This is a genomic window from Pseudoxanthomonas sacheonensis (genome assembly GCF_031455975.1).
Taxonomy (GTDB): domain Bacteria; phylum Pseudomonadota; class Gammaproteobacteria; order Xanthomonadales; family Xanthomonadaceae; genus Pseudoxanthomonas_A; species Pseudoxanthomonas_A sacheonensis_A.
On the sequence record NZ_JAVDTT010000001.1, the window covers coordinates 235352 to 256022 of the forward strand.

General features: G+C 64.7%; 25 protein-coding genes. 6 read left to right on the forward strand and 19 right to left on the reverse strand.

Annotation, left to right across the window (positions count from 1 at the left end; all coding sequences use genetic code 11):
• Positions 1-25: 25 nt before the first annotated feature.
• The 14 genes from mgtE to J2W94_RS01095 form a co-directional block, all read right to left on the reverse strand.
• On the reverse strand, positions 26-1387 hold the full coding sequence (gene mgtE, locus J2W94_RS01030) for a magnesium transporter (protein ID WP_310089748.1): 1362 nt from the start codon (positions 1385-1387) through the stop codon (positions 26-28).
• A gap of 106 nt (positions 1388-1493) precedes the next feature.
• Positions 1494-3215: a phosphoenolpyruvate--protein phosphotransferase gene (ptsP, locus tag J2W94_RS01035; protein ID WP_310089749.1), complete on the reverse strand. Its 1722-nt coding sequence runs from the start codon at positions 3213-3215 to the stop codon at positions 1494-1496.
• Between the two features lie 3 nt (positions 3216-3218).
• Positions 3219-3488 (reverse strand): HPr family phosphocarrier protein, encoded by a 270-nt coding sequence (locus tag J2W94_RS01040; RefSeq protein WP_310089750.1) that lies wholly within the window; start codon positions 3486-3488, stop codon positions 3219-3221.
• The gene (locus tag J2W94_RS01045; protein WP_310089751.1) at positions 3481-3873 is read right to left on the reverse strand and encodes a PTS sugar transporter subunit IIA; all 393 of its coding nucleotides are present in this window, start codon (positions 3871-3873) and stop codon (positions 3481-3483) included. The genes J2W94_RS01040 and J2W94_RS01045 overlap by 8 nt, the downstream gene beginning before the upstream one ends.
• A 50-nt stretch (positions 3874-3923) precedes the next feature.
• On the reverse strand, positions 3924-4862 hold the full coding sequence (rapZ, locus tag J2W94_RS01050) for an RNase adapter RapZ (RefSeq protein WP_310089752.1): 939 nt from the start codon (positions 4860-4862) through the stop codon (positions 3924-3926).
• Complete coding sequence (gene hprK, locus J2W94_RS01055) at positions 4859-5809, reverse strand: HPr(Ser) kinase/phosphatase (protein WP_310089753.1); 951 nt, start codon at positions 5807-5809, stop codon at positions 4859-4861. The genes rapZ and hprK overlap by 4 nt, the downstream gene beginning before the upstream one ends.
• Positions 5806-6270 (reverse strand): PTS sugar transporter subunit IIA, encoded by a 465-nt coding sequence (locus tag J2W94_RS01060; protein WP_310089754.1) that lies wholly within the window; start codon positions 6268-6270, stop codon positions 5806-5808. The genes hprK and J2W94_RS01060 overlap by 4 nt, the downstream gene beginning before the upstream one ends.
• Before the next feature lie 105 nt (positions 6271-6375).
• Positions 6376-6693: a ribosome hibernation-promoting factor, HPF/YfiA family gene (hpf, locus tag J2W94_RS01065; protein WP_310089755.1), complete on the reverse strand. Its 318-nt coding sequence runs from the start codon at positions 6691-6693 to the stop codon at positions 6376-6378.
• 169 nt (positions 6694-6862) lie between these two features.
• Positions 6863-8302 carry an RNA polymerase factor sigma-54 gene (locus tag J2W94_RS01070; RefSeq protein ID WP_310089756.1) on the reverse strand — a complete coding sequence of 480 codons (1440 nt, stop codon included), beginning with the start codon at positions 8300-8302 and terminating at the stop codon, positions 6863-6865.
• Positions 8303-8351: 49 nt separating this feature from the next.
• Positions 8352-9071, reverse strand: a complete 720-nt coding sequence (gene lptB / locus J2W94_RS01075; protein ID WP_310089757.1) for an LPS export ABC transporter ATP-binding protein — start codon at positions 9069-9071, stop codon at positions 8352-8354.
• Entirely contained in the window at positions 9071-9559 is a 489-nt protein-coding gene (gene lptA / locus J2W94_RS01080; RefSeq protein WP_310089758.1) for a lipopolysaccharide transport periplasmic protein LptA, read from the reverse strand. Before lptA ends, lptB begins: the two co-directional genes overlap by 1 nt.
• 10 nt (positions 9560-9569) lie before the next feature.
• On the reverse strand, positions 9570-10133 hold the full coding sequence (gene lptC / locus J2W94_RS01085) for an LPS export ABC transporter periplasmic protein LptC (protein ID WP_310089759.1): 564 nt from the start codon (positions 10131-10133) through the stop codon (positions 9570-9572).
• Complete coding sequence (locus tag J2W94_RS01090) at positions 10130-10675, reverse strand: KdsC family phosphatase (protein ID WP_310089760.1); 546 nt, start codon at positions 10673-10675, stop codon at positions 10130-10132. The genes lptC and J2W94_RS01090 overlap by 4 nt, the downstream gene beginning before the upstream one ends.
• 9 nt (positions 10676-10684) lie before the next feature.
• Positions 10685-11704: a KpsF/GutQ family sugar-phosphate isomerase gene (locus J2W94_RS01095; protein WP_310089761.1), complete on the reverse strand. Its 1020-nt coding sequence runs from the start codon at positions 11702-11704 to the stop codon at positions 10685-10687.
• A gap of 53 nt (positions 11705-11757) precedes the next feature.
• Between J2W94_RS01095 and J2W94_RS01100 the strand changes: the two genes are divergently transcribed.
• The 3 genes from J2W94_RS01100 to J2W94_RS01110 all read left to right on the forward strand — a co-directional run bounded on the left by J2W94_RS01100 (position 11758) and on the right by J2W94_RS01110 (position 13692).
• Positions 11758-12000: a BolA family protein gene (locus J2W94_RS01100; RefSeq protein WP_310091532.1), complete on the forward strand. Its 243-nt coding sequence runs from the start codon at positions 11758-11760 to the stop codon at positions 11998-12000.
• An 83-nt stretch (positions 12001-12083) separates the two neighbouring features.
• Positions 12084-13355 (forward strand): UDP-N-acetylglucosamine 1-carboxyvinyltransferase, encoded by a 1272-nt coding sequence (murA, locus tag J2W94_RS01105; RefSeq protein WP_310089762.1) that lies wholly within the window; start codon positions 12084-12086, stop codon positions 13353-13355.
• A gap of 10 nt (positions 13356-13365) precedes the next feature.
• Entirely contained in the window at positions 13366-13692 is a 327-nt protein-coding gene (locus J2W94_RS01110) for an EF-hand domain-containing protein (protein WP_310089763.1), read from the forward strand.
• A 64-nt stretch (positions 13693-13756) separates the two neighbouring features.
• Here the strand turns inward: J2W94_RS01110 and J2W94_RS01115 are convergent, their stop codons facing one another.
• The 5 genes from J2W94_RS01115 to purM are packed head-to-tail and all read right to left on the reverse strand — an operon-like array spanning position 13757 to position 17494.
• On the reverse strand, positions 13757-14437 hold the full coding sequence (locus tag J2W94_RS01115; RefSeq protein ID WP_310089764.1) for a DUF3108 domain-containing protein: 681 nt from the start codon (positions 14435-14437) through the stop codon (positions 13757-13759).
• 3 nt (positions 14438-14440) lie between these two features.
• Entirely contained in the window at positions 14441-15157 is a 717-nt protein-coding gene (locus J2W94_RS01120) for a DUF3108 domain-containing protein (protein WP_310089765.1), read from the reverse strand.
• The gene (purN, locus tag J2W94_RS01125) at positions 15154-15828 is read right to left on the reverse strand and encodes a phosphoribosylglycinamide formyltransferase (RefSeq protein WP_310089766.1); all 675 of its coding nucleotides are present in this window, start codon (positions 15826-15828) and stop codon (positions 15154-15156) included. The genes J2W94_RS01120 and purN overlap by 4 nt, the downstream gene beginning before the upstream one ends.
• Positions 15825-16451, reverse strand: coding sequence for a DUF2238 domain-containing protein (locus tag J2W94_RS01130; protein WP_310089767.1), 627 nt, complete (start codon positions 16449-16451; stop codon positions 15825-15827). Before J2W94_RS01130 ends, purN begins: the two co-directional genes overlap by 4 nt.
• Positions 16452-16459: 8 nt before the next feature.
• Positions 16460-17494, reverse strand: coding sequence for a phosphoribosylformylglycinamidine cyclo-ligase (purM, locus tag J2W94_RS01135; protein ID WP_310091534.1), 1035 nt, complete (start codon positions 17492-17494; stop codon positions 16460-16462).
• A 188-nt stretch (positions 17495-17682) separates the two neighbouring features.
• Between purM and J2W94_RS01140 the strand changes: the two genes are divergently transcribed.
• From J2W94_RS01140 to hda, 3 genes are read left to right on the forward strand one after another with little or no spacing between them, the layout of a single operon-like run.
• Positions 17683-18771: a DUF2066 domain-containing protein gene (locus J2W94_RS01140; RefSeq protein ID WP_310089768.1), complete on the forward strand. Its 1089-nt coding sequence runs from the start codon at positions 17683-17685 to the stop codon at positions 18769-18771.
• A gap of 19 nt (positions 18772-18790) precedes the next feature.
• Positions 18791-19972 (forward strand): AI-2E family transporter, encoded by a 1182-nt coding sequence (locus J2W94_RS01145; RefSeq protein WP_310089769.1) that lies wholly within the window; start codon positions 18791-18793, stop codon positions 19970-19972.
• Positions 19969-20667: a DnaA regulatory inactivator Hda gene (gene hda, locus J2W94_RS01150; protein ID WP_310089770.1), complete on the forward strand. Its 699-nt coding sequence runs from the start codon at positions 19969-19971 to the stop codon at positions 20665-20667. Before J2W94_RS01145 ends, hda begins: the two co-directional genes overlap by 4 nt.
• Positions 20668-20671 lie beyond the last annotated feature (4 nt).

Here is a 20671-nt window from a genome sequence, read left to right on the forward strand (position 1 = left end):
GGACGACGACGCGATACGACGGTCCTCAGCGAAGCAGAACCACAGTGGCCAGGCCCAGGAAGCTCAGGAAACCCATCACATCGGTGACCGTGGTCAGGATCACCCCGCCGGCCAGCGCGGGATCGAAGCCCATGCGCTTGAGCGTCAGCGGCACCATCACCCCGGCGGTCGCGGCGGAAAGCAGGTTGATGGTCAGCGCAGTGCCGATCACCAAGGAAAGAGGGAGGTCGTGGAACCAAAGGAACACGATGATGCCGAGCACCAGGCCCAGGCTCAGCCCATTCATCAGCGCAACGCGCAACTCCTTCCACAACAGTACGCGCACGTTGGAGGCGCCTACCTGACCGAGCGCCAGGCCGCGCACCATCAGCGCCAGTACCTGGGTCCCGGCGTTGCCGCCCATGCCGGCCACTATCGGCATCAGCACGGCCAGCGCGACGATCTTCTCGATGGTGCCTTCGAAACGGCCGACCACGGAAGACGCCAGGAACGCAGTGCCCAGATTGATGCCCAGCCAGGTCAGGCGGCGGCGGAACGCGCGCGCCACCGGGCTGAAGAGATCCTCGTCCTCGTCCAGACCTGCGGCGCCCAAGGCCTGGTGTTCGGCCTGTTCGCGGATGATGTCGACCACGTCGTCGATGGTGATGCGGCCGAGCAGGATGTTGTTGTCGTCCACTACCGGGGCGGAGATCCAGTCGTGGTCGGTGAACTGACGCGCCACCGCATCGGCGGAGTCTTCCACCGCGATGGCCGGCTGCTCGTCGTCGATCAACCGGTTGATAGGGGTGCTGTCGTCGTGGGTGACCAACGACGCCAGCGATAGGCGCCCCAGGTACTGGTGACGGCGGCTGACCACGAACAGGTGATCGGTGTGGTCGGGCAGTTCGCCGCGCAGGCGCAGATAGCGCAGCACCACGTCCACGTTGACGTCGGCGCGCACGGTGACCACGTCGGGGTTCATCAAACGGCCGGCGGTGTCTTCCGGGTAGGACAGGACCTGCTCGAGGCGCTCGCGGTTCTCGCGGTCCATCGACTTGAGCACTTCGTCGATGACGGTGTCCGGCAGGTCTTCCACCAGATCGGCCAGGTCGTCGATGTCCAGATCTTCGACCGCGGCGATGATCTCGTCCGGGTCCATGTCGGCCAGCAGGCTTTCGCGCACTTCGTCGCCGACATGCACCAGCACTTCGCCGTCGTCTTCGGGATCGACCAATCCCCACACCACTTCACGCTTGCCGGGCGGCAGCGATTCCAGCAAGTTGCCGATTTCCGCCGGCGCCAGGGTGTTGATCAGGCGCCGCACAGGGCCGAGCCGGCCACTGTCCAGTGCATCGGACAGCAGGCGAAGCTGGCGCGCGGTTTTGTCGTGGCGGACGGCTTCAGCCATGCGCGACTCCCGGTAGCGGTGAAGCCACTTCCGTGAGGGAGGCGGCAGGTCAGGTGTTCATCGCGGCATTATCCCCCCACCGCCGAACAATGCCCACCCTTTGCGCCTACGACAGCGTCGCCGATTCCAGCCAGCTTTCGATGCCGGCCCGGTCGCGCGCCTGCAGCAGCTTGTCGACGCGCGCCTTGAGCGCGGACAGGTCGCTGCCGCGGATGGCTTTGCGCACTTCCAGCAAGGTCGCCGGGTGCAGGCTGAACTCGGTGAGGCCCAACGCCAGCAACAAGGGCGCGAGCGCAGCATCGCCGGCGATTTCGCCGCACACGGCCACGGGGGTGCCGTATTCGTTGGCGGTATTGATGATGTGCTTCAGCAACCGCACCACCCCGGGGTTCAGTGGCGAATAGAGTTCGCCCAGCGCTTCGTTGTTGCGATCCGCCGCCAGCAGGTATTGCACCAGGTCGTTGGTGCCGACGGAAAGGAAGTCCACGACATCCACGAAAGCATGCAGCGCGATCGCCGCAGCCGGCACCTCGATCATCGCGCCCAGCGGGATATCGTCGGCGACTTCCGCTCCCTGCCTGCGCAGCTTGTCGGCAACGCGCTTCAGGCGTTTGCGCACCGCCACCATCTCTTCGCGGTTGCTGACCATCGGCACCAGCACACGCACGGGTCCGTAGCCGGACGCGCGCACGATGGCGCGCAACTGGGTGTCGAACAGTTCGCCCTGGGTCAGCGAAAGGCGCACGCCACGCAGGCCCAGCGCCGGATTGTCCTCGTTGTCCAGGGTCAGCCCGGTGCGGTCGGCCTTGTCGGCGCCCAGGTCCAGAGTGCGGATGGTCACCGGCCGGCCACTCATTCCCAGCACCACGTCCCGGTAGACGCGGAACTGTTCTTCCTCGTCGGGCAATTCGTTGCGTTGCAGGAACAGGAATTCGGTGCGGTACAGGCCCAGTCCGGAAGCGCCCAGGGAATGCGCCTGAGCGACGTCCTCGCCGGACTCGGCATTGGCCAGCAGAACGATATCGACGCCGTCCTTCGTGCGCGTCGGCTTGGAACGCAGGCGTCCAAGTTCGCGCTGTTCCTTGGCCAGATCGCGCCGGCGCTGGCGGTAGGCGCGCAGATCGTCCGGACCGGGCTCGATCACGATCGAGCCGCTGGCGCCGTCGACGATCATCACATCGCCGTCGTTGATCTTCTGCAGGGCCTTGCTGGCGCCCACCACCAACGGCATGTGCAGGCTGCGCGCCAGGATGGCGCTGTGCGAAAGCGTGCTGCCGGCCGCGGTGACGATGGCGACCACGCCCTGGGCCTGCAGCTGGGCCAGTTCCGAAGGCGCCACGTTGTCGCTGATCAGAATGTCGCCGGCCACGCCCTTCGGCCCGCCGGTGCGCTTATGCAGATGCGCATGGATGCGGCCGATCACATGGTCCAGATCGTCCATGCGGCTCTTCAGATAGGGATCGTCCATGCCGTCGAACACGGCGGCCAGACGGTCGCGTTGCAGGCGCAAGGCGTAATCGGCGGTATAGCGGCCGGCGCGGATCAGCTCGTCCAGGCCGTGCAGCAGCTCCGGATCGTCCAGCAGCAACGCATGCAGATCCAGGAATTCGCCGACTTCCTTGACCAGCGCGCCGTGAAGGCGTTCGCGCAGGACGTGCATCTCGCCGCGGGTGGAATCCACCGCCTCGTGCAGGCGCCGCAGTTCCTTCTCCACGGCTCCGGCGGCGATACGTTGTTCGACCACTTCCAGCGCGTGCGGCAACCTCACCCGGGCACGGCCTAGCGCGCTGCCGCGCGATGCGCCGTGGCCGGAGAGCTGCAGGCGCACCGGTCAGGTTTCCTCGTCGAATCGTCGCTCGAACAGCGCCGCTACGGCTTCCAGCGCCTCGGCTTCGCCCTCGCCATCCACACGCACCATCACCGGCGTGCCTTGGCCAGCCGCCAGCAACATCACGCCCATGATGCTTTTCGCGTTGACCTCGCGTCCCTTCGCCGACAGGGTCGCATTGCAGCGATAGGCCGACAGCACCTGCACCAGCTTGGCGGTGGCGCGGGCATGTAGTCCCAGGCGGTTGGAAACGGTGAGTTCGCGTTCAAGCATCGTCGACTATGGCTCCATTGCGTGTGCCGGCGGCGGCTGTCGCCGGAAGTTGATCCAATCCCTGTTCCGCATAATTCATCACCCGTAGCAGCATCGGCAAGCTCAGCGCGGAAACGCGTCTGACCGGCGTCCCCAGCCGGGCCAGTTCGCCGGCCAGATTGCTGGGGCTGGCGCCGTAGAGATCGGTCAGCACCAATACGCCGTCGCCGCTGTCCACCCGTCTCAGCGCCGAGGAGGCTTGCGGCAGCAGAGCCAGGAAATCGGCGTCGAAAGGGACTTCGAACGCCTCCGTCTTCAGCGGCAACTGGCGCAAAAGACCGGTGGCCACTGCCAGCAGCGACGCGCCGATCCCGGGATGGGTTACAAGGAGAATGCCACAGGCCATGGGAGAACGTTAGCAGACCGGCATGACCGGCCGAAAGGCGCGGCGATGCCCTAGTCCAGCTCCCGGTGGAAAGTGGCCACTTCCTCCCATCCCTGTTCCCGCGCGTGCGCCGCCAGCCGCTCGGCGAGGTACACGGAACGGTGCTTGCCGCCGGTGCAGCCGAAAGCGATGGTCACGTAGCTGCGCGTCTCCCCACGCAGGCGTGGCAGCCAGGTATCGAGGAAGGCATTGACCTGGCCGACGTATTCGCTGACTTCCGGTTGCGCATCCAGATAATCGCGCACACCGCCCTCGCGTCCCGATAGCGGACGCAGCAGCGGATTCCAGTGCGGATTCGGCAGTACGCGCGCGTCGAACACGAAATCCGCGTCCGCCGGCACTCCGCGCTTGTAGGCGAACGACTCGAACAGCAGCGACAGCGACGAACCGTTGTTCAAGGCGAATTCGGCGATGATCCGCCGCCGCAACTGGTGCACGTTGAGCGCGGTGGTGTCGATGATCACGTCGGCTTCGCTGCGCAGCGGCGCGGTGATCTCGCGTTCGCGGGAAATGGACTCCGGCAGCGACAGCCCAAAGTGCGCCAGCGGATGCTTGCGGCGAGTGTCGGCATAACGACGCAACAACACGTCGTCGCTGGCGTCGAAGAACAAGAGGGTGGCGTGCAGGCCCAGTTCGGTCACCGCGGCCCGCCATTGCGCCAGCTTGGATAGATCGCTGTGGCGATTGCGCACGTCGATGCCCACCGCGATCTTTTGCGGCAACGCGTCGTCGCGCATCAGGCTGCGCACGAACGAGGGCAGCAGTTCCACCGGGAGGTTGTCGACGCAGTAGTAGTCCAGATCCTCGAAGGTCTTCAGCGCGACCGATTTGCCCGAGCCGGACAGGCCGCTGACGATCACTACGGTCGCCGCCGGGCCGGCGGTTTGAGGTTCTACGGAGCCGTCATCGTGCTGCGAGTGCGATGAGGTGTCGGCGGGCCCGCCGCTCATGGGGTAGTGCGTTCCAGCAGGTTGCTGTGCCGGGCGATGAACATCGCCGCCGGGTCGATGCCCTTGGTGCGCAGGATATGCAGGCGGGTGGCCGCTTCGGTGAGCACGGCCAGGTTGCGGCCGGGCATCACCGGCAGGGTGATCAGCGGCACGTCCAGGTCCAGCACATGGCGGCTGCCGCTGTCGCCGGTGAGGCGCTCGTAGCCGTGCGGATTGGGTTCGGTCATGGGCCGGGTGAGATGAACGATCAGGCGCAGGTATTTGTTCTTCTTCACGGCCGTGTCGCCGAACATGTCGCGTACGTTCAACACGCCCAGACCGCGAACCTCGAGCAGGTCCTGCAAGAGCTCCGGGCAGGTACCGTCGAGCACGTCGGGCGCGATCTGGGTGAATTCGGGCGCATCGTCGGCCACCAGGCGATGGCCGCGGCTGAGCAGTTCCAGCGCCAGCTCGCTTTTGCCCGATCCGGCTTCGCCGGTGATCAGCACGCCGATCGAATAGATTTCCATGAACACGCCATGCAGCGTCACCCGCGGCGCCAGCGTGCGGGCCATGTGGTAGGAAAGGTGGTTGAGCAGTTCGTGGCCGCGCTTGGGCGAGATCCACAAGGGGGTCTCCGATTCCTCGGCCGCCGCGCGCAGGTCTTCGGGGCAGGACTGATTCTTGCTGATCACCAATGCCAGCGGGCGGTATTGCACGATCTTCTCGATGGTTTCCCAGCGCTGCCGCGAATCCAGCGAATCCAGCCAGGCCAGCTCTTCGCTGCCCAGGATCTGCACCTTGTTGGGATAGATGGCGTTGAGGTAGCCAGCCAGCGAGGGCCGGCGGGCGATGGTGTCCACCGCTTCCAGCATGCGCCGGTCGCCCTTGGCCCCGGCGAGCCAGCGCAGGGCGAGCTTGTCTTTCTGCTGGTCGAACAATTCGCGGGCGGTGATGCTGGTGGTCATGCGGCGGCTTTGGGCGAGTGGGGTTGGTCCAGCAACAGCTTACGCATCGACTGCGCATCGGGTGCGTTGCGCAGCGCGGTACGGAAGCGCGCATCGGAAAAGCGTTCGGCCAGTTCCGACAGCAGCATCAGATGCTGATGGGTGTAATGATCGGGCACGGCCATCGCAAACACCAGGTCGACGTTCTGGCCATCGGTCGCGTTGAAATCGACCGCCGGCTGCAGCCGCAGCAGGACACCGCGCGGCGCTTCCAGCGTAGGCGAGCGGCCGTGCGGGATGGCGATGCCATGGCCGATCGCGGTGCTGCCCAGTTTTTCGCGCGCCTGCAGGCTGACCCGGAGATCGTCGGCGCCGGCTTGCTGGCAGGCCAACAGGCCGGCGGCCATCTCCAGCACCGCGTCGCGGTCCGCTGCCTTCAATACGGAGGCGCGAACGTCCGCCAGCTGGTTGGCAAGGGACATGTCAGGAGAGGGACATATCAGGAGCGGGAAGGCGGGAAAGAAACCGCGACAAAAAGGGTTGCGGCTTCTTTCCTTTTCATCCGCGCGCTATCAGTCGGCATGCTGTTAATCGGCATTTTCGCCGCGTGGCCCGCGTTCTTTGTCGATCTTCTTCTGTTTGTGCTTCAGCAACAGCCGGTCCAGCTTGTCGGCCAAAATATCGATGGCGGCGTACATGGTTTCGGCGCCGGCGTCGGCATGCAGGGTGCGGCCGGCCAGGGTGAGCGTGGCTTCGGCGAGGTAGTCGGGTTTGCGTATGCCCAGTTGGGCGCGGACTTCCAGTGGCTGGTCGAAATGGCGTTCAAGTCGCTTGAACTTGGTTTCAACGTACTCCCGCATCGCGGGGGTGACTTCGATCTGCTGGCCATGGGTCTCGATACGCATCGCTTACCTCCTTACGGTTCGATGGGCCGCGGAATCCGCGGGTGACACTGCCTTGCTTGTGACCTCGAGTGGTGGGTGAAGTTCGGCCTCCTTGAAAAATAGGGATGCGTCGGGAAGGGATTCAGCGCTTCGGGTTCATCATGAACCATGGTTCCTTATGGGAGCGTTATCAACCGATGCGCACGCGTTCATGCGACGAAAGTATCTCCATGGCTTCACGATACTTCGCCACGGTACGGCGCGCCACCGGGACGCCGGAGGTCTTGAGCAGGTCGGCCAGCTTGGCGTCGGACAGCGGCTTGCGCGGGTTCTCGTTTTCGATCAGGCGGCGGATCATCGACTGGATGGCGATGCTGGACGCTTCGCCGCCGCCCTCGGTGCTGACGCCGGAAGCGAAGAACGCGCGCAGGGGCAAGGTTCCACGCGGAGTCCGCACATACTTGCGAGCGATGGCGCGTGAAACCGTGGATTCGTGCAGGCCGACTTCGGTCGCGACTTCCCTCAGAGTGAGCGGCCGCAGCGCCTGCTCGCCGAACTCCAGGAAGCCGGCTTGCTGCCGCAACAGGCAGCGGGTCACCTTGAGCAGGGTGTCGCCCCGGGCTTCCAGGCTCTTCAGCAGCCAACGCGCCTCCTGTAGATGGCCCCGCAGATAACCGGCATCGTTCTCGCCGCATTTCCGGATCATCTGCTCGTAGCCGCTGTGGATGGTGATTCGGGGCAGGTTGTTGCCGGCCAGCGCCGCACGCCAGACGCCGCGCTGGCGCCAGACCACGCAATCGGGGACCACATAGGTGTCGTGGGTGAGCTCGCCGATCTGCGCCCCTGGCTTGGGGTCGAGCGAACGCAGCAGCTGCACCACTTCCTCCACTTCTTCCACCGGCCGCTTGAGTTCGGCCGCAAGCCCCGCAATGCCGCTTTTCGGCAAGCGCTCCAGCGAGCTGCCGTCGACGATCTGCAAGGCCAGCGCCCTGCCGGGCGTATCCTCGCTCAACACCGCCAGTTGCAGGTGCAGGCATTCGCCCAGCGTGCGTGCGGCCACGCCTACCGGGTCGAAACGCTGCAGTTGATGCAGTACGGTAAGGATCTCGTCCTCTCCGGCGGTCACTTCCGGAAGCAGCGTCTCCGCGATGCCGGACAACGGTTCGCGCAGGTAGCCATCGTCTTCCAGCGCATCGATCAGCGCCGCGCCGATCCTGCGATCGCGCGGCGATAAGTGAGAGAGATGGAGCTGCCAGAGAAGATGATCCTGCAGGGTGTCGGTTTCGGCGACGCGTTCGGCCGCCGTACCCTGATCGTCGTCGTCGTCGAAGGATCCGCCGCTGCCGTGGCTGACGCCGTCCATCGACCAGGGCGATTCGTCGGGCGACCATTCGTCGCTCTCGTTGTCGCTGGGGGTTTCGCGTGGATCTTCCGGAGGGGTGTCGGCGGGAGCCGCATCGTCGCCGCTCGGGGCGCTGTCGTCCCAATCCAGCAGGGGGTTGGTTTCCACCGCTTCGGTGATCTCGATTTCGAGTTCGGCCGCGGACATTTGCAGCAAGCGTATGGCCTGACGCAATTGCGGCGTCATGACCAGTTGCTGACCCAGCGATGTCTGGAGGCGTGGCTTCATTTCCGCAATCCGTAAACAGTGTGCGCGGCACCAGGCCGCGCGACGCGCTTCAGAGACGGAAAGTTTCCCCAAGGTACACGCGACGCACGTCCGGATTTGCCAGCAGCGCGTCCGGTGCCCCCTGCGCCAGAACGCTGCCTTCGTTGAGGATATACGCCCGGTCGCAGATTCCCAAGGTCTCGCGCACGTTGTGGTCGGTGATCAGCACGCCGATGCCGCGATTCTTGAGGTGCTTCACGATCCGCTGGATCTCGCCGACCGAGATCGGGTCGACGCCGGCGAAGGGTTCGTCCAGCAGCATCAGCCTGGGTTTGGCGGCCAGGGCGCGGGCGATCTCGCAGCGCCTGCGTTCGCCGCCGGACAGGCTGGCGCCCAGTTGTTCGGAGACGTGGCTGATCTGCAGCTCGTCCAGCAGCGAGGCCAGTTCCTTGTCCACGCCTGCCGAATCCAGGTCCTCCCGCAGCTCCAGGACCAGGCGGATGTTGTCCGACACGGTGAGCTTGCGGAACACCGAAGGCTCCTGCGGCAGGTAGCCGACGCCCAGTTTGGCCCGCTTGTACATGGGCTCGGCGGTGATGTCGCGGCCGTCCAGCTCGATCTTGCCGGCGTCGGCGGCCACCAGGCCCACGATCATGTAGAAACAGGTGGTCTTGCCGGCGCCATTGGGGCCCAGCAGCCCGACCACCTCGCCCGCATCCAGGGTCAGGCCGAAGTCCGCGACCACCTCGCGCTGCCGGTAGTGCTTGCGCAGACCCTGGGCGGAAAGCATTACTTGGTTTCCCCGGGTTTCTTTACGGCGCCAGCCGATTTCGGCTGGATCACGGTTTTCACGCGCGTACCGTCCCCACCGCTCTGCATGTTGCCGGTCTTGGTGTTGTAGACCATGCGCTGGCCGCTGTTCGAACCGCGCGGGGACTTCACCGTGTAGTTTCCGATCAGCGTGATGGTTTCGGTGGACATGTCGTATTCAATGCGATTGGCCGTGGCATCCATCCACGTGCCGTCGTCCTGCTGCTGCTTCAACTTCACCGGGTTGCCGGTAAAAACCGCCTTGGACGGGTCGCCATCGCGCTGGGTGAGTTCGGCGCGCTGAGCGGCTATGTCCAGCGTGCCCTGCTTGAGGGTCACGTTGCCGGTCCAGACATTGGTGCTGTTGCCGTCCATTACACCTTCCTGGTTATTGGAATCCAGATAGATGGGCTGGTTGCGATCGGATGACTTCGCCCAGGCCAGTGCCGGCACCGACAGGGCGATCATGGCAATGAGGCTAGCGTGCAGACTTGGGTTCATATCGGGTCTTGACCTGGGACTTGAAGGTGTATTGCCTGGTTTTGGTGTTGGTTTCAAAACCTACACCGCTGAGTATAGAACCCGGACGGGTGATGGTGACCGCATCGTCGGTGGAAGCGAGGTTTTTGCGGGGGAATACATTCAGTCGCTGAGTGTCGAAAGTTGTGGGTACGGCGCTTTCCTTCGGGCTGGTTCCCTTCACATCGCCCGACAAGCGCATTTCGTCGCCCTTGGCGCTGATCCAGGCGGTTTTGGAACGCATTTCCCAATGATGTCCTTCGCTGTCCGGAAGCAGGAACAGGGGCGTGGCGATGGTGAAGGTTTGGTCTCTGGGATCGCGCTGCATTTCCGGCGCACGCAGGGTGATCGACTCCTGGCCCTGGTCGTCCAGGCCGATCACCTCGAAATCCCGCATGAGATAGTCGGGGCGCTCGGAAGCAGGGGCATCCGGCTCGGCGACATCGCGCTGCTTCCACGCCGACCAGCCGCTGCTTATCGCGGCCACCAGCAATACCAGACCCAGCACCGTGCGCCAGCTCATCGGGTCCACTCCGCCAGCAACGCTTCGGTCCGGTCCTGCGCGTCGAGCAGCAGATCGCACAGTTCGCGTGCGGCGCCTTCGCCACCGCGCGCGGAAGTGACCCAATGCACGCGTTCGGCGATCCAGCGGTGCGCATTGCCCGGCGCCACGGCCAATCCCGCGGCGCAGAGCGGCGCCAGGTCGGGAAGGTCGTCACCCATGAAAGCCACTTCGTCCAGGCCGATGCCCTGGCGTTCGCATAGCGCCCGCACCTGGCCCAATTTGTCCTTGGCGCCGGTGAATACCTCGATGCCGAGTTCGGCCGCGCGTCTTTCGGCGGCCTTGCTGTTGCGCGCGGTGATCAGGGCCACCGCGATACCGGCCTTCTTCAGCAGCACCAACCCTTGCCCGTCGAGGATATGGAACGCCTTCGATTCGCCGCCTTCATCGTCGTAATAAAGACGTCCATCGGTCAGAGTGCCATCCACGTCGAAGCAGGCCAGCTTGATCTTGCGGGCACGCGCACGAAGGTCGGCGTCGAGTGGGGGGGCAGGGGAAATCATGCGTTTTCTTTAGACCACGCGGGCGCGCAACAGGTCGTGAATGTTGAGCGCGCCGACGGCGCGGCCGGCTTCGTCCACCACGACCAGACCGCTGATTTTGTGGGTTTCCATCAGGCGCGCGGCTTCCACGGCCAGCTGATCGGCGGCGATGGTCTTCGGGCCGCGTGTCATCACATCGGCGATCATTGCGGTGCGTACGTCGAGCGCCGCATCGTCCAAGGTGCGGCGCAGGTCGCCATCGGTGAACAGTCCGATCAACTTGTCTTCGTCGTCGACCACGGCGGTCATTCCCAGGCGCTTGCGGCTCATTTCCACGAGCGCTTCGCTTAGCGTCGCGCCCAGGCCCACACGCGGCACGTCGTCGCCGGCATGCATCACGTCGGTGATGTGCAGCAGCAAGCGGCGGCCCAGACTGCCGGCGGGGTGCGAGCGGGCGAAGTCGTCGGCAGTGAATCCGCGCGCTTCCAGCAGTGCCACGGCGAGCGCGTCGCCCATGGCCAGGGTAGCGGTGGTGCTGGAGGTGGGCGCCAGATCCAGCGGGCAGGCTTCGGCGGGCACGCTGACATCCAGGTGCACATCCGATTCGCGCGCCAGCGTGGATTGCGGCCGCCCGGTCATGGCGATGACCGCATTGCCCTGGCGCTTCAGCACCGGCAACAGGGTCAGGATTTCGTCGGATTCGCCGGAATAGGACAGGGCCAGCACCACGTCCGCATCGGTGATCATGCCGAGGTCGCCGTGGCCGGCTTCGCCCGGATGCACGTAGAAGGCGGGCGTGCCGGTGGAGGCCAGGGTGGCGGCGATCTTGCGTGCGATATGCCCGGACTTGCCCATGCCGGTGGCGACCACACGGCCTCGGGAGGCGAGGATCAGCTGGCAGGCCGCCGAGAATGTTCGATTGGAGCCGCCTCCGTCGATCCGGGTCGCCAGATGTTCCAGCGCACGGGCCTCGATTTCGACCACGCGACGACCGCTGGCGGCCAGGCTGGCGTCGGTCGGTTCGGCGATCTGGGGCAGCAGCTCAGGCATGCGGGTGTCGGGCGGAGGTTAGAATGACCGTTCATTTTATAAGGAAAGGCACGTTGGACGCCGAAACCATCCGTAAACTGATAGAAACCGGCCTGCCGGGGGCTGAAGTACAGGTGCAGGGCGACGATGGCGTGCATTTCGAGGCCAGCGTGGTATCGGAGGCGTTCCGCGGCAAGCTGCCGCTCGCTCGCCATCGACTGGTCTACGCCACTCTGGGCGAGCTGATGGGCGGCGCGATCCATGCCCTGGCCCTGAAGACCGTAACGCCTGAGGAAGCCGGGATTCGTGATTCGTGATTCGGGATTGGTAAACCCCGGCCGACTCGAAACCCCACGCTTCTTACGAATCCCCAATCACGAATCCCGAATATCGGACAAACATGCAGAAAATCGTAGTTACCGGCGGCAACCCGCTCAACGGTGAAGTCACCATTTCCGGCGCCAAGAACGCGGTGCTGCCGATCCTGTGCGCCACCCTGTTGGCCGATGCGCCGGTGGAAATCACCAACGTGCCCCATCTGCACGACGTGGTGACCACGGTGAAGCTGCTCGGCGAACTGGGTGCGGGCATCAGCATCGATGAAGGCACTTTGTCGAAGGGCAGTGCGATCACGGTGGATCCGCGCAGCGTCAACCAGCATGTCGCGCCTTACGAGCTGGTCAAGACCATGCGCGCCTCGATCCTGGTGCTGGGTCCGCTGCTGGCCAAGTACGGCGCAGCGGAAGTCTCGTTGCCGGGCGGCTGCGCCATCGGTTCGCGGCCGGTCGACCAGCACATCAAGGGCCTGCAGGCGCTGGGTGCCGACATCACGGTCGAGAACGGCTTCATCAAGGCCACGGCGAAACGGTTGAAGGGTGGGCGCTACGTGTTCGACATGGTCAGCGTCACCGGCACCGAGAACGTGCTGATGGCCGCTGCCCTGGCCGACGGCACCACGGTGCTGGAGAACGCGGCCATGGAACCGGAAGTCACCGACCTGGCCGACTGTCTGATCGCGTTGGGCGCGGATATCGAAGGCGCCGGTACCGCGCGCATCGTGGTGCGCGGTGTGGAACGCCTCTCCGGCGGCCGCCATGCAGTGCTGCCGGATCGCATCGAGACCGGCACTTTCCTGGTGGCCGCGGCGATGACCGGCGGCCGCATCGTCGCGCGCCGCGCACGTGGCGATACATTGGACGCGGTACTGGGCAAGCTGACCGAGGCCGGCGCTTCCATCCAGACCACCGCCGACACCATCACTCTGGACATGCAGGGCAAGCGTCCCCGCGCGGTCAGCCTGACCACCGCGCCGTATCCCGCTTTCCCCACCGACATGCAGGCCCAGTTCATGGCCATGAACTGCATTGCCGACGGTGTGGGCGTGATCAACGAAACCATCTTCGAAAACCGTTTCATGCACGTCAACGAACTGCTGCGCCTGGGCGCCGATATCCGCGTGGAAGGACATACCGCCATCATCCGCGGCGCCGACAAGCTCAGCGGCGCGCCGGTGATGGCCACCGACCTGCGCGCTTCCGCTTCGCTGATTCTGGCCGGCCTGGTGGCGGAAGGCGACACCGTTATCGATCGTATCTACCACCTCGATCGCGGTTACGAGAACATCGAGGAAAAGCTCAGTGCGCTGGGCGCCAAGATTCGGCGCATTTCGTGAGCCTGCCGACATGAGCGCAAACACGGCGAAAACCAAAAAACGATTCTCCACGCGCCGCAAGGCCCTGCTTGGCCTGGTCGTGATCGCGCTGGGGGTGGTCGGCTGGCTGCAGTACATCGGCGCGGCGGGCATCAGCGGCATCCCCACCAAGGAGATGGACTGGAACGCCGATGGCACGGTGACCCAGCAGGAAATCATGCAGTCGTTCTATGCGGTCGGGGTAACCAAGACCAGCCAAGGACAACGCGAATGCAGCGAGTACTACTGGCGTGAAGGCAAACGGAGCATCCGCGTCGATTGCCGGACGACCATGGCGACCGAGCCGACGAAGGAATAAAAAAAGCCCGGCGACGCCGGGCTTTTTTCTGCAGCTTATGCGGCGCCGACAACGCGCCGGGTCGTTAGTGCCAGGCTTTGAGCTGCAGGTCGATCGAATCCTGCCCATCCTCGCGCTGCAGGATGCGCGCGGGCACCGGCATGTTGGGCACCACCCATACGATGGTCTGCTTGTTGCCCGAGGTCCGTACCACCTTGGTCGCGTCGCGCGATTGTCCGCCGACGGTGATCTTCTCCTTGCCGGCCACCTGGTAGCTCATGGTTTTCGCATTGCCGTTCTCAACCATGCGGTAGGTCAGCGGCTTGCCCGCAGCGACATCGCGCACCAGGGCCAAATTCACCAGCAACGCGTCCATATCTCCGGGCTTCAAAGCGACCGGTCCGGCGCGTTCCGGCTTGACGTCGCCGTTCCACGTGGCCTGGTTCTTGCTCCAATCGAAGTTGGCATTGACCGCTTTCTTCTTCACCAGTACCCGCGACAGGTCGGCGCTGGAGAGAGGGCGCAGCCAGCCGTTCTGTTCGTCGAACACGGTCTTCTGGCTCAAGTCCACCAACTGGTTCTTGATGGTGAGGCTGTATTGCCAGCGGTTGCCGCCCTGCGAGGTGATCGACATCTGGCCATCGCCCTGCATGCCCATCGCGCTTGCCTGGTATTGCGCGGTGAAGGCTTCGACGGCAGCGGCAGGCAGGCTGGCCACGGCCAGCAAGCCGGCGGCGATACTCGCGGGAATTCGAAATTTTTTCATGGCTTATTGCACTCCTTGGTATTCGACCAGGCGCAGGTCAATGGTGTCTTGGCCGTTCTCGCGGCGCAAGATCCGGACCGGGGTAGGGACGCCGTTGGCGACCCAGAATATGGTTTCGTCGTTGCCGCCGTTGGTGCGGGCTACGCGCATGGCGTCGTAGCTGAGATCGTCCACGGCGACGATTTCGGTCTGGTCGGCAACCGCGTACTGATAGTCGCGGACGCGGCCGTCGTCGACCACGCGGTAGCTGAGCGACTTGCCGGGCTGGGCGTCGCGGATCACCGCAAGGTTCATCAGCAGTGAGCTCATGTCGCCGTCGCGCAGCGGCACCGGCGCGGAGCGGGTTTTCTTGACGTCGCCCTGCCAGCGCGCGCTCAGCGCATTCCAGTCGTAGGTGCCCGAGATCTTCTTGCCCGAAAACAAGGCGTGCTTGATCGTGGCTTGGCTGAGCGGGCGATACGCGTCGCCCACGGCGTCGAACAGCGTGCTTTGTTCGATGTTCAAGCCCGCCAGGCGCGCGAAACCGCGGGTGCCGCGAATGCCTAGATCGACACGCCAGCGGTTGCCGCCGTTCTGCACCACCTGCATCTTCGCGCTGCCGGCCAGCTTGCCTTCGTTATAGGCCTGGTAAGTGGCCACGAAAGGCTCGAGCGCAAGCGCAGGCAAGCTGGCCAGGGCCAGCGCACCGGTCAGGATTGCGCGGGGGAGCAGGGAGGTCATGGAGAGGAGGAGGCGTCCGGAGGCGTCAGATTACCGGCAGAATCTAGACGCAGGGGTCTAAATAAGGGCTGACCATCGCAAAACGCCATGCCGTCGCGTTCAGCAAGCCGTCCGCTGATGGCCAGGCGCAGGACCGCCGCCAGCAGCGCATGTTCCCGCGGGAGCAGCCGGTGGGCCAGGGTTTGCGGCGTATCTCCGGGCAACACGGGAATGCTGGCCTGGGCGATCACGCTGCCGGCATCCAGTTCAGGTATGACGAAGTGCACGCTGCCGCCATGGTGCTCGTCGCCGGCTTCCAGCGCGCGCGTGTGGGTATGCAGGCCGCGGTATTTCGGCAACAGGGAAGGGTGGATGTTGAGCAGCCGCCCGCGGAAACGCGCGATGAAGTCATCGCCCAGGATGCGCATGTAACCCGCGCACACCACCCAGTCGGGTCGGCAGGCGGCGACCGCTTCGCCCATTGCGTGGTCGAAGGAGGCGCGATCCGGGAACGAACGCGCATCGGCCGCCCAGCGGACGGTTTTCGGCACGCGCTCCAGTGCTGGCGCTTGCGGTTTGTCCGAGAACACGCCGACTATTTCCGCCTTCAGCCCTCCAGCGGCGATCGCATCCAGCAGCGCCTGCAGATTGCTGCCGCGGCCGGAGGCCAGAACCGCGATGCGCCCGCTCACGGAGCGGCTGCTTGTGTGGCCAAGTGGGCCGCATCGCTGCGCGGCCATGCGCTCAATGCGCCGAGCGTCGCCAGCAACATGTCGGCATGCGCGTCCCACATATCGCCTTGCTGGCCGTTGTACGACTCCGCCGCTTCGGGCGAAAGCGTCAGCGCGATGGCCCATTCCAACCATTCGTACAGCAGGCTGCTGCACATGATCGCCATGACCGCGAGCACGAACGCCTGGCGCGGAGCGAGCGGCCAGCGCTGGCGCAGGTAGTGGAGGACTGCGGGAGCGAAACAAACGCCGTAGAGAAGATGGATCAACCGATCCATGTTGTTTCGTTTCCAGCCGAATGCGCTTTGCGGTGACCATCCGGTCACTGCGTGTATCCACTGGTCGTACGGCAGGTTGGAATACAACCAGCGTGCGGCGATGCTGTGCACGCAGATGAACGCGCAGATTAACGCGAATTGCCAGGTCAGCATCGGCCAGCGGCGGTCGTGCCGCCAAAGCCAGACCAGTCCGACCACCGTGAGGCTGCTGTGCAGGGCCTGTTCGGCGGGCCACAACGGCGCGATCCAGCTCGCCACGAATACGGCAAGCGTCAGCGCCAATGCGACTTTCTTTCCTGCCGACACGGAAGGCCTCAGCCGATCTTCAAGCGTTCGTCGCCGTCGGCTTTCACCACTTCGCCGATCCGCCAGTGGGCCAGCCCCAGGCGTTGGATATCGGCTTCCAGCGAAGGGACTTGATCCTGCGCGACCATCAGCACGAAACCGATGCCGCAGTTGAAGGTACGCCACATCTCGGCATCGGCCACCGCGCCTTCGCGCTGCAGCCAGTCGAACACCGGCGGCAGCGGCCACGCGCTGGGGTCGATTTCCAGGCCCAGCGCCTTGGGCACCACGCGGATGATTTTTTCCACCAGCGCGCCGCCGGTGACGTGGGCCATGGCGTGGATATCGTGTTTCGCGAGCAGTTCCAACACGGGCTTTACATAGATGCGCGTGGGTTCCATCAGCGCGTCGCCCAGCTTCACGCCGCCCAAGTCGAGGTCGAGCCCGCCGTTGCCGGGCGTGACGCCGGCGCGCGCGAGGATCCTGCGGATCAGCGAATAGCCGTTGGAATGCGGACCGCTGGAAGCGATGCCGATCAGTACGTCGCCCTCGCGAACCAAGCTGCCGTCGATCAGTCTTGCCTTTTCCACCGCGCCGACCGTGAAACCGGCCAGGTCGTATTCGCCGGGCGGGTACATGTCGGGCATTTCCGCGGTTTCGCCGCCGATCAGGGCGCAACCGGCGATTTCGCAACCTTTGGCGATGCCGCCCACTACATCGACCGTGGTCTGCACATCCAGCTTGCCGGTGGCGAAATAATCGAGGAAGAACAGGGGTTCGGCGCCTTGCACCAGCACGTCGTTGACGCACATGGCGACCAGATCGATGCCGATGGTGTCGTGGCGGTTCAGCTGCTTGGCGAGGATCAGTTTGGTGCCCACGCCGTCGGTGCCCGAAACCAGCACCGGTTCTTTGTATTTGCCGGACAGATCGAACAGCCCACCGAAGCCGCCGATCCCGCCACCCAGCACCTCGGGGCGCAAGGTACGCCGAATGGCCGGTTTGATGCGTTCTACGACTTCGTTGCCCGCATCGATATCGACCCCGGCATCGCGGTAGGTCATCGGGATCGGGGCGGGTGGGGTGGGCTGAGTCACGGAAGAGCCACTGGCGAAGACGGGAGAGCCGTTGATTTTAAGGGAATACGCATGCGAATCGTCCGTCCTGAACGGCCCAGATTGGCGCGAAGGACGCATTCGGGCAACAATTCACCCTGTTCGCCAGGCAATCGCTGGCTACAGGGATGCTCTAGATGCGCCGGATTTCTGGATTTGCGTTGGTCGCGGCTCTTAATTTGCTTGCGCTTTCCTTGCTACTGGCCTCCACGGCTTGGGCGCAGACCGGTTTGCGTACCGAAGGCGACCGCGCTGGCGCACAAGGCGTGTACGACGCCGAAGTACCCGTCAATGGACAGGGAGAAGCCGAGCGCAATAGCGCCTTCGCTCGCGCACTGAGCATGGTGTTGGGCAAGCTCAGCGGCGATCGCAGCGCAGCGGCACGGCCCGGCGTGGGCGCGGAATTGCGCAATGCCAAGAATTACGTCGCCAGTTACGACTATCGCCAGGACCAGGGTACTTCGCCTTCGGGCGCTCCGACTTTTCGCAGCACGCTGGTAGCGCGTTTCACACCCGCCGAAGTCGACTCGTTGATGAGCGCGCTAGGCCTGCCGGTATGGCCGCAGCCGCGGCCCAAACCGGTCGTCTGGCTGGCTATAGACGACGGCAGCGGTCCGCGGCTGGTGGGTCTGCCTCAGGCCAATGCGGTCCGGCCGTTGTTGAATCGAGCCGTCGAACGCGGCTACAAGCTCGGCTTGCCCACCGGCAATGCCGCCGAGCAAGCATTGGTCGGCGCCATCTGGCGTCAGGACAGCGCCGCAGTGGCGCGCGCTTCGGCCAAGTACAGTCCGCCGATGCAACTGCTGGGCAAGCTCTACCGGGGCAAGGGCGGCTGGATCGCCGATTGGGTGTTCGTGGACAACGGCAAGATACTGTCGAAATGGACCAGCAAGAACGCCGATGCGCGCGGCGCCATGGCCGCCGGTGCCGACGGCGCGGCCGAAGCGTTGATGAAACGCTACGGAAAGCGCGGCAGCGGAAGTCCGGCGGGTACTTATCGCCTGATCTTCACCGGCATCGACAGCGCCGATGACTATCTGCGCTTGTCGGCCGCATTGCAGGGCATGAGCGTGGTGCGCAAGATCACCCCGGTGCGCGCCAGCGGCAATACGCTGGAAGTGGATCTGGAGTTGCTGACGGGGATGTCGGGCTTTAAGCGCATGCTGGGCGACGACAGTCCGTTGGAAGGCGGCGAGGGCGATCCTCCTGTCTACCATTTGAGGTGACCATTCAGATGATCGTGGCATGACCGAAACCCCAGAATTCGAAATCGCGCGCTTCCTGCGTCGCCTGCAGTGGGCTGCGGTGGGCGTGGGCGCGTGCTGGCTGCTCTGGCTGCTGGCGCCCATCCTGACTCCGTTCGCGGTGGCCGCCTTGCTGGGCTGGCTGGGCGATCCGCTGGTAGACCGCCTGGAACTGGCCGGGCGCTCCCGCAACACCGCGGTAATCCTGGTGTTCACGCTGATGGCGCTGTTGCTGGCGCTGGTGCTGATCATCCTGGTGCCGATCATCGAAAGCCAGATCTCGACCCTGATCGAATCGCTGCCGCGGTACCGGCTCTGGTTCACCAGCGTGGCCATTCCCTGGATCGAAGGGCGCTTCGGCATCCAGATCGCCTCCTGGCTGGATCTGGACCATCTGATCGAGCTGGTGCGCAGCAACTGGGAACGCGCAGGCGGCATGGCGGCGACGGTGCTGGGATATGTGTCGCGTTCGGGCTTCGCACTGATCGGCTGGATGGCCAACATCGTGTTGATCCCGGTCATCACCTTTTTCTTTCTGCGCGACTGGGACCTGATCGTGGGCCGTGTGGCTTCGATGGTGCCGCGCGACCACATCGAGACGGTCAGCCGACTGGCGCGGGAATCCAGCGATGTGCTGGGCGGCTTCCTGCGCGGTCAGTTCCTGGTGATGATCATCCTGGGAATCATGTACGGCATCGGCTTGTGGGCGGTGGGTCTGGACCTGGGCATCCTGATCGGCATCATCGCCGGACTGCTGACCTTCGTGCCTTACCTGGGGCCGACCAGCGGCGTGGTACTCGGCGTGCTGGCCGCGCTGATGCAGTACGGGGACTGGAAGCACATCGCAGGCGTGCTGGCCGTATTCGGCGTGGGCCAGCTGATCGAAAGCTACTGGCTGACTCCGAAGCTGGTAGGCGACCGTATCGGCCTGCATCCTGTCGCGGTCGTGTTCGCGGTGTTGGCGGGCGGCCAACTTTTCGGTTTCCTGGGCATGCTGCTGGCATTGCCGATGGCCGCGGTGGTCAACGTACTGCTCCGCTACGCGCATGAGCGTTACACGCAGAGCCATCTCTATGCGGGCGAACACCCCACGATCATTCTCGACACCTATGTAGACAAGAATGTCGTGGACAAGAGCATCATCGTAGAAGAAGCCTCGCCCAAGGTCGCCGAGGAGAAGTGAGCGTCCCGCAACTGCCCCTGGCGTTGCGCTATCCGCCCGACCAGCGCCTGGAAAGCTTTATCGCCGCACCGCCGGGGGCGATCGCGCAACTGCATGAACTTGCGCGAGTGCAAGGCGCGGATTGGCTTTACTTGGCAGGCGCCACGGGAACGGGCAAGACCCACCTGGCGCTCGCGCTGTGCGCCGATGCGGAACAGGCGGGACGCCGCTCCGCCTATCTGCCGCTGACGGCGGCGAGCGGACGGCTGCGCGACGCGCTGGATGCGCTGGAAGGCAACGACGTGGTCGCACTCGACGGGTTGGAGGCCATTGCCGGCCATCGCGACGACGAGATCGCTCTATTCGATTTCCACAACCGTGCGCGCAGTGCCGGATTGAATCTGCTCTATGCGGCGCGGGAAGTGCCCGACCTGCTGAATCTCGTCCTGCCCGATCTGCGTTCACGGCTGTCCCAGAATGCCCGCATCCTGTTGCATCCGTTGGACGACGCGTCCCGCGCGGAAGTACTGCGCGACCGCGCCCAGCGGCGTGGCCTGGTCCTCGAAGAGGCGGCGATCGACTGGATGCTCTCCCGTACCGACCGCAACTTGGCCAGCCTGGTCGCATTGCTGGATCGCCTGGATCGCGAATCGCTGGCCGCGCAGCGAAGAATCACGGTGCCTTTCCTGCGCCAGGTAATGGATGCGTCGACCTGAGGCA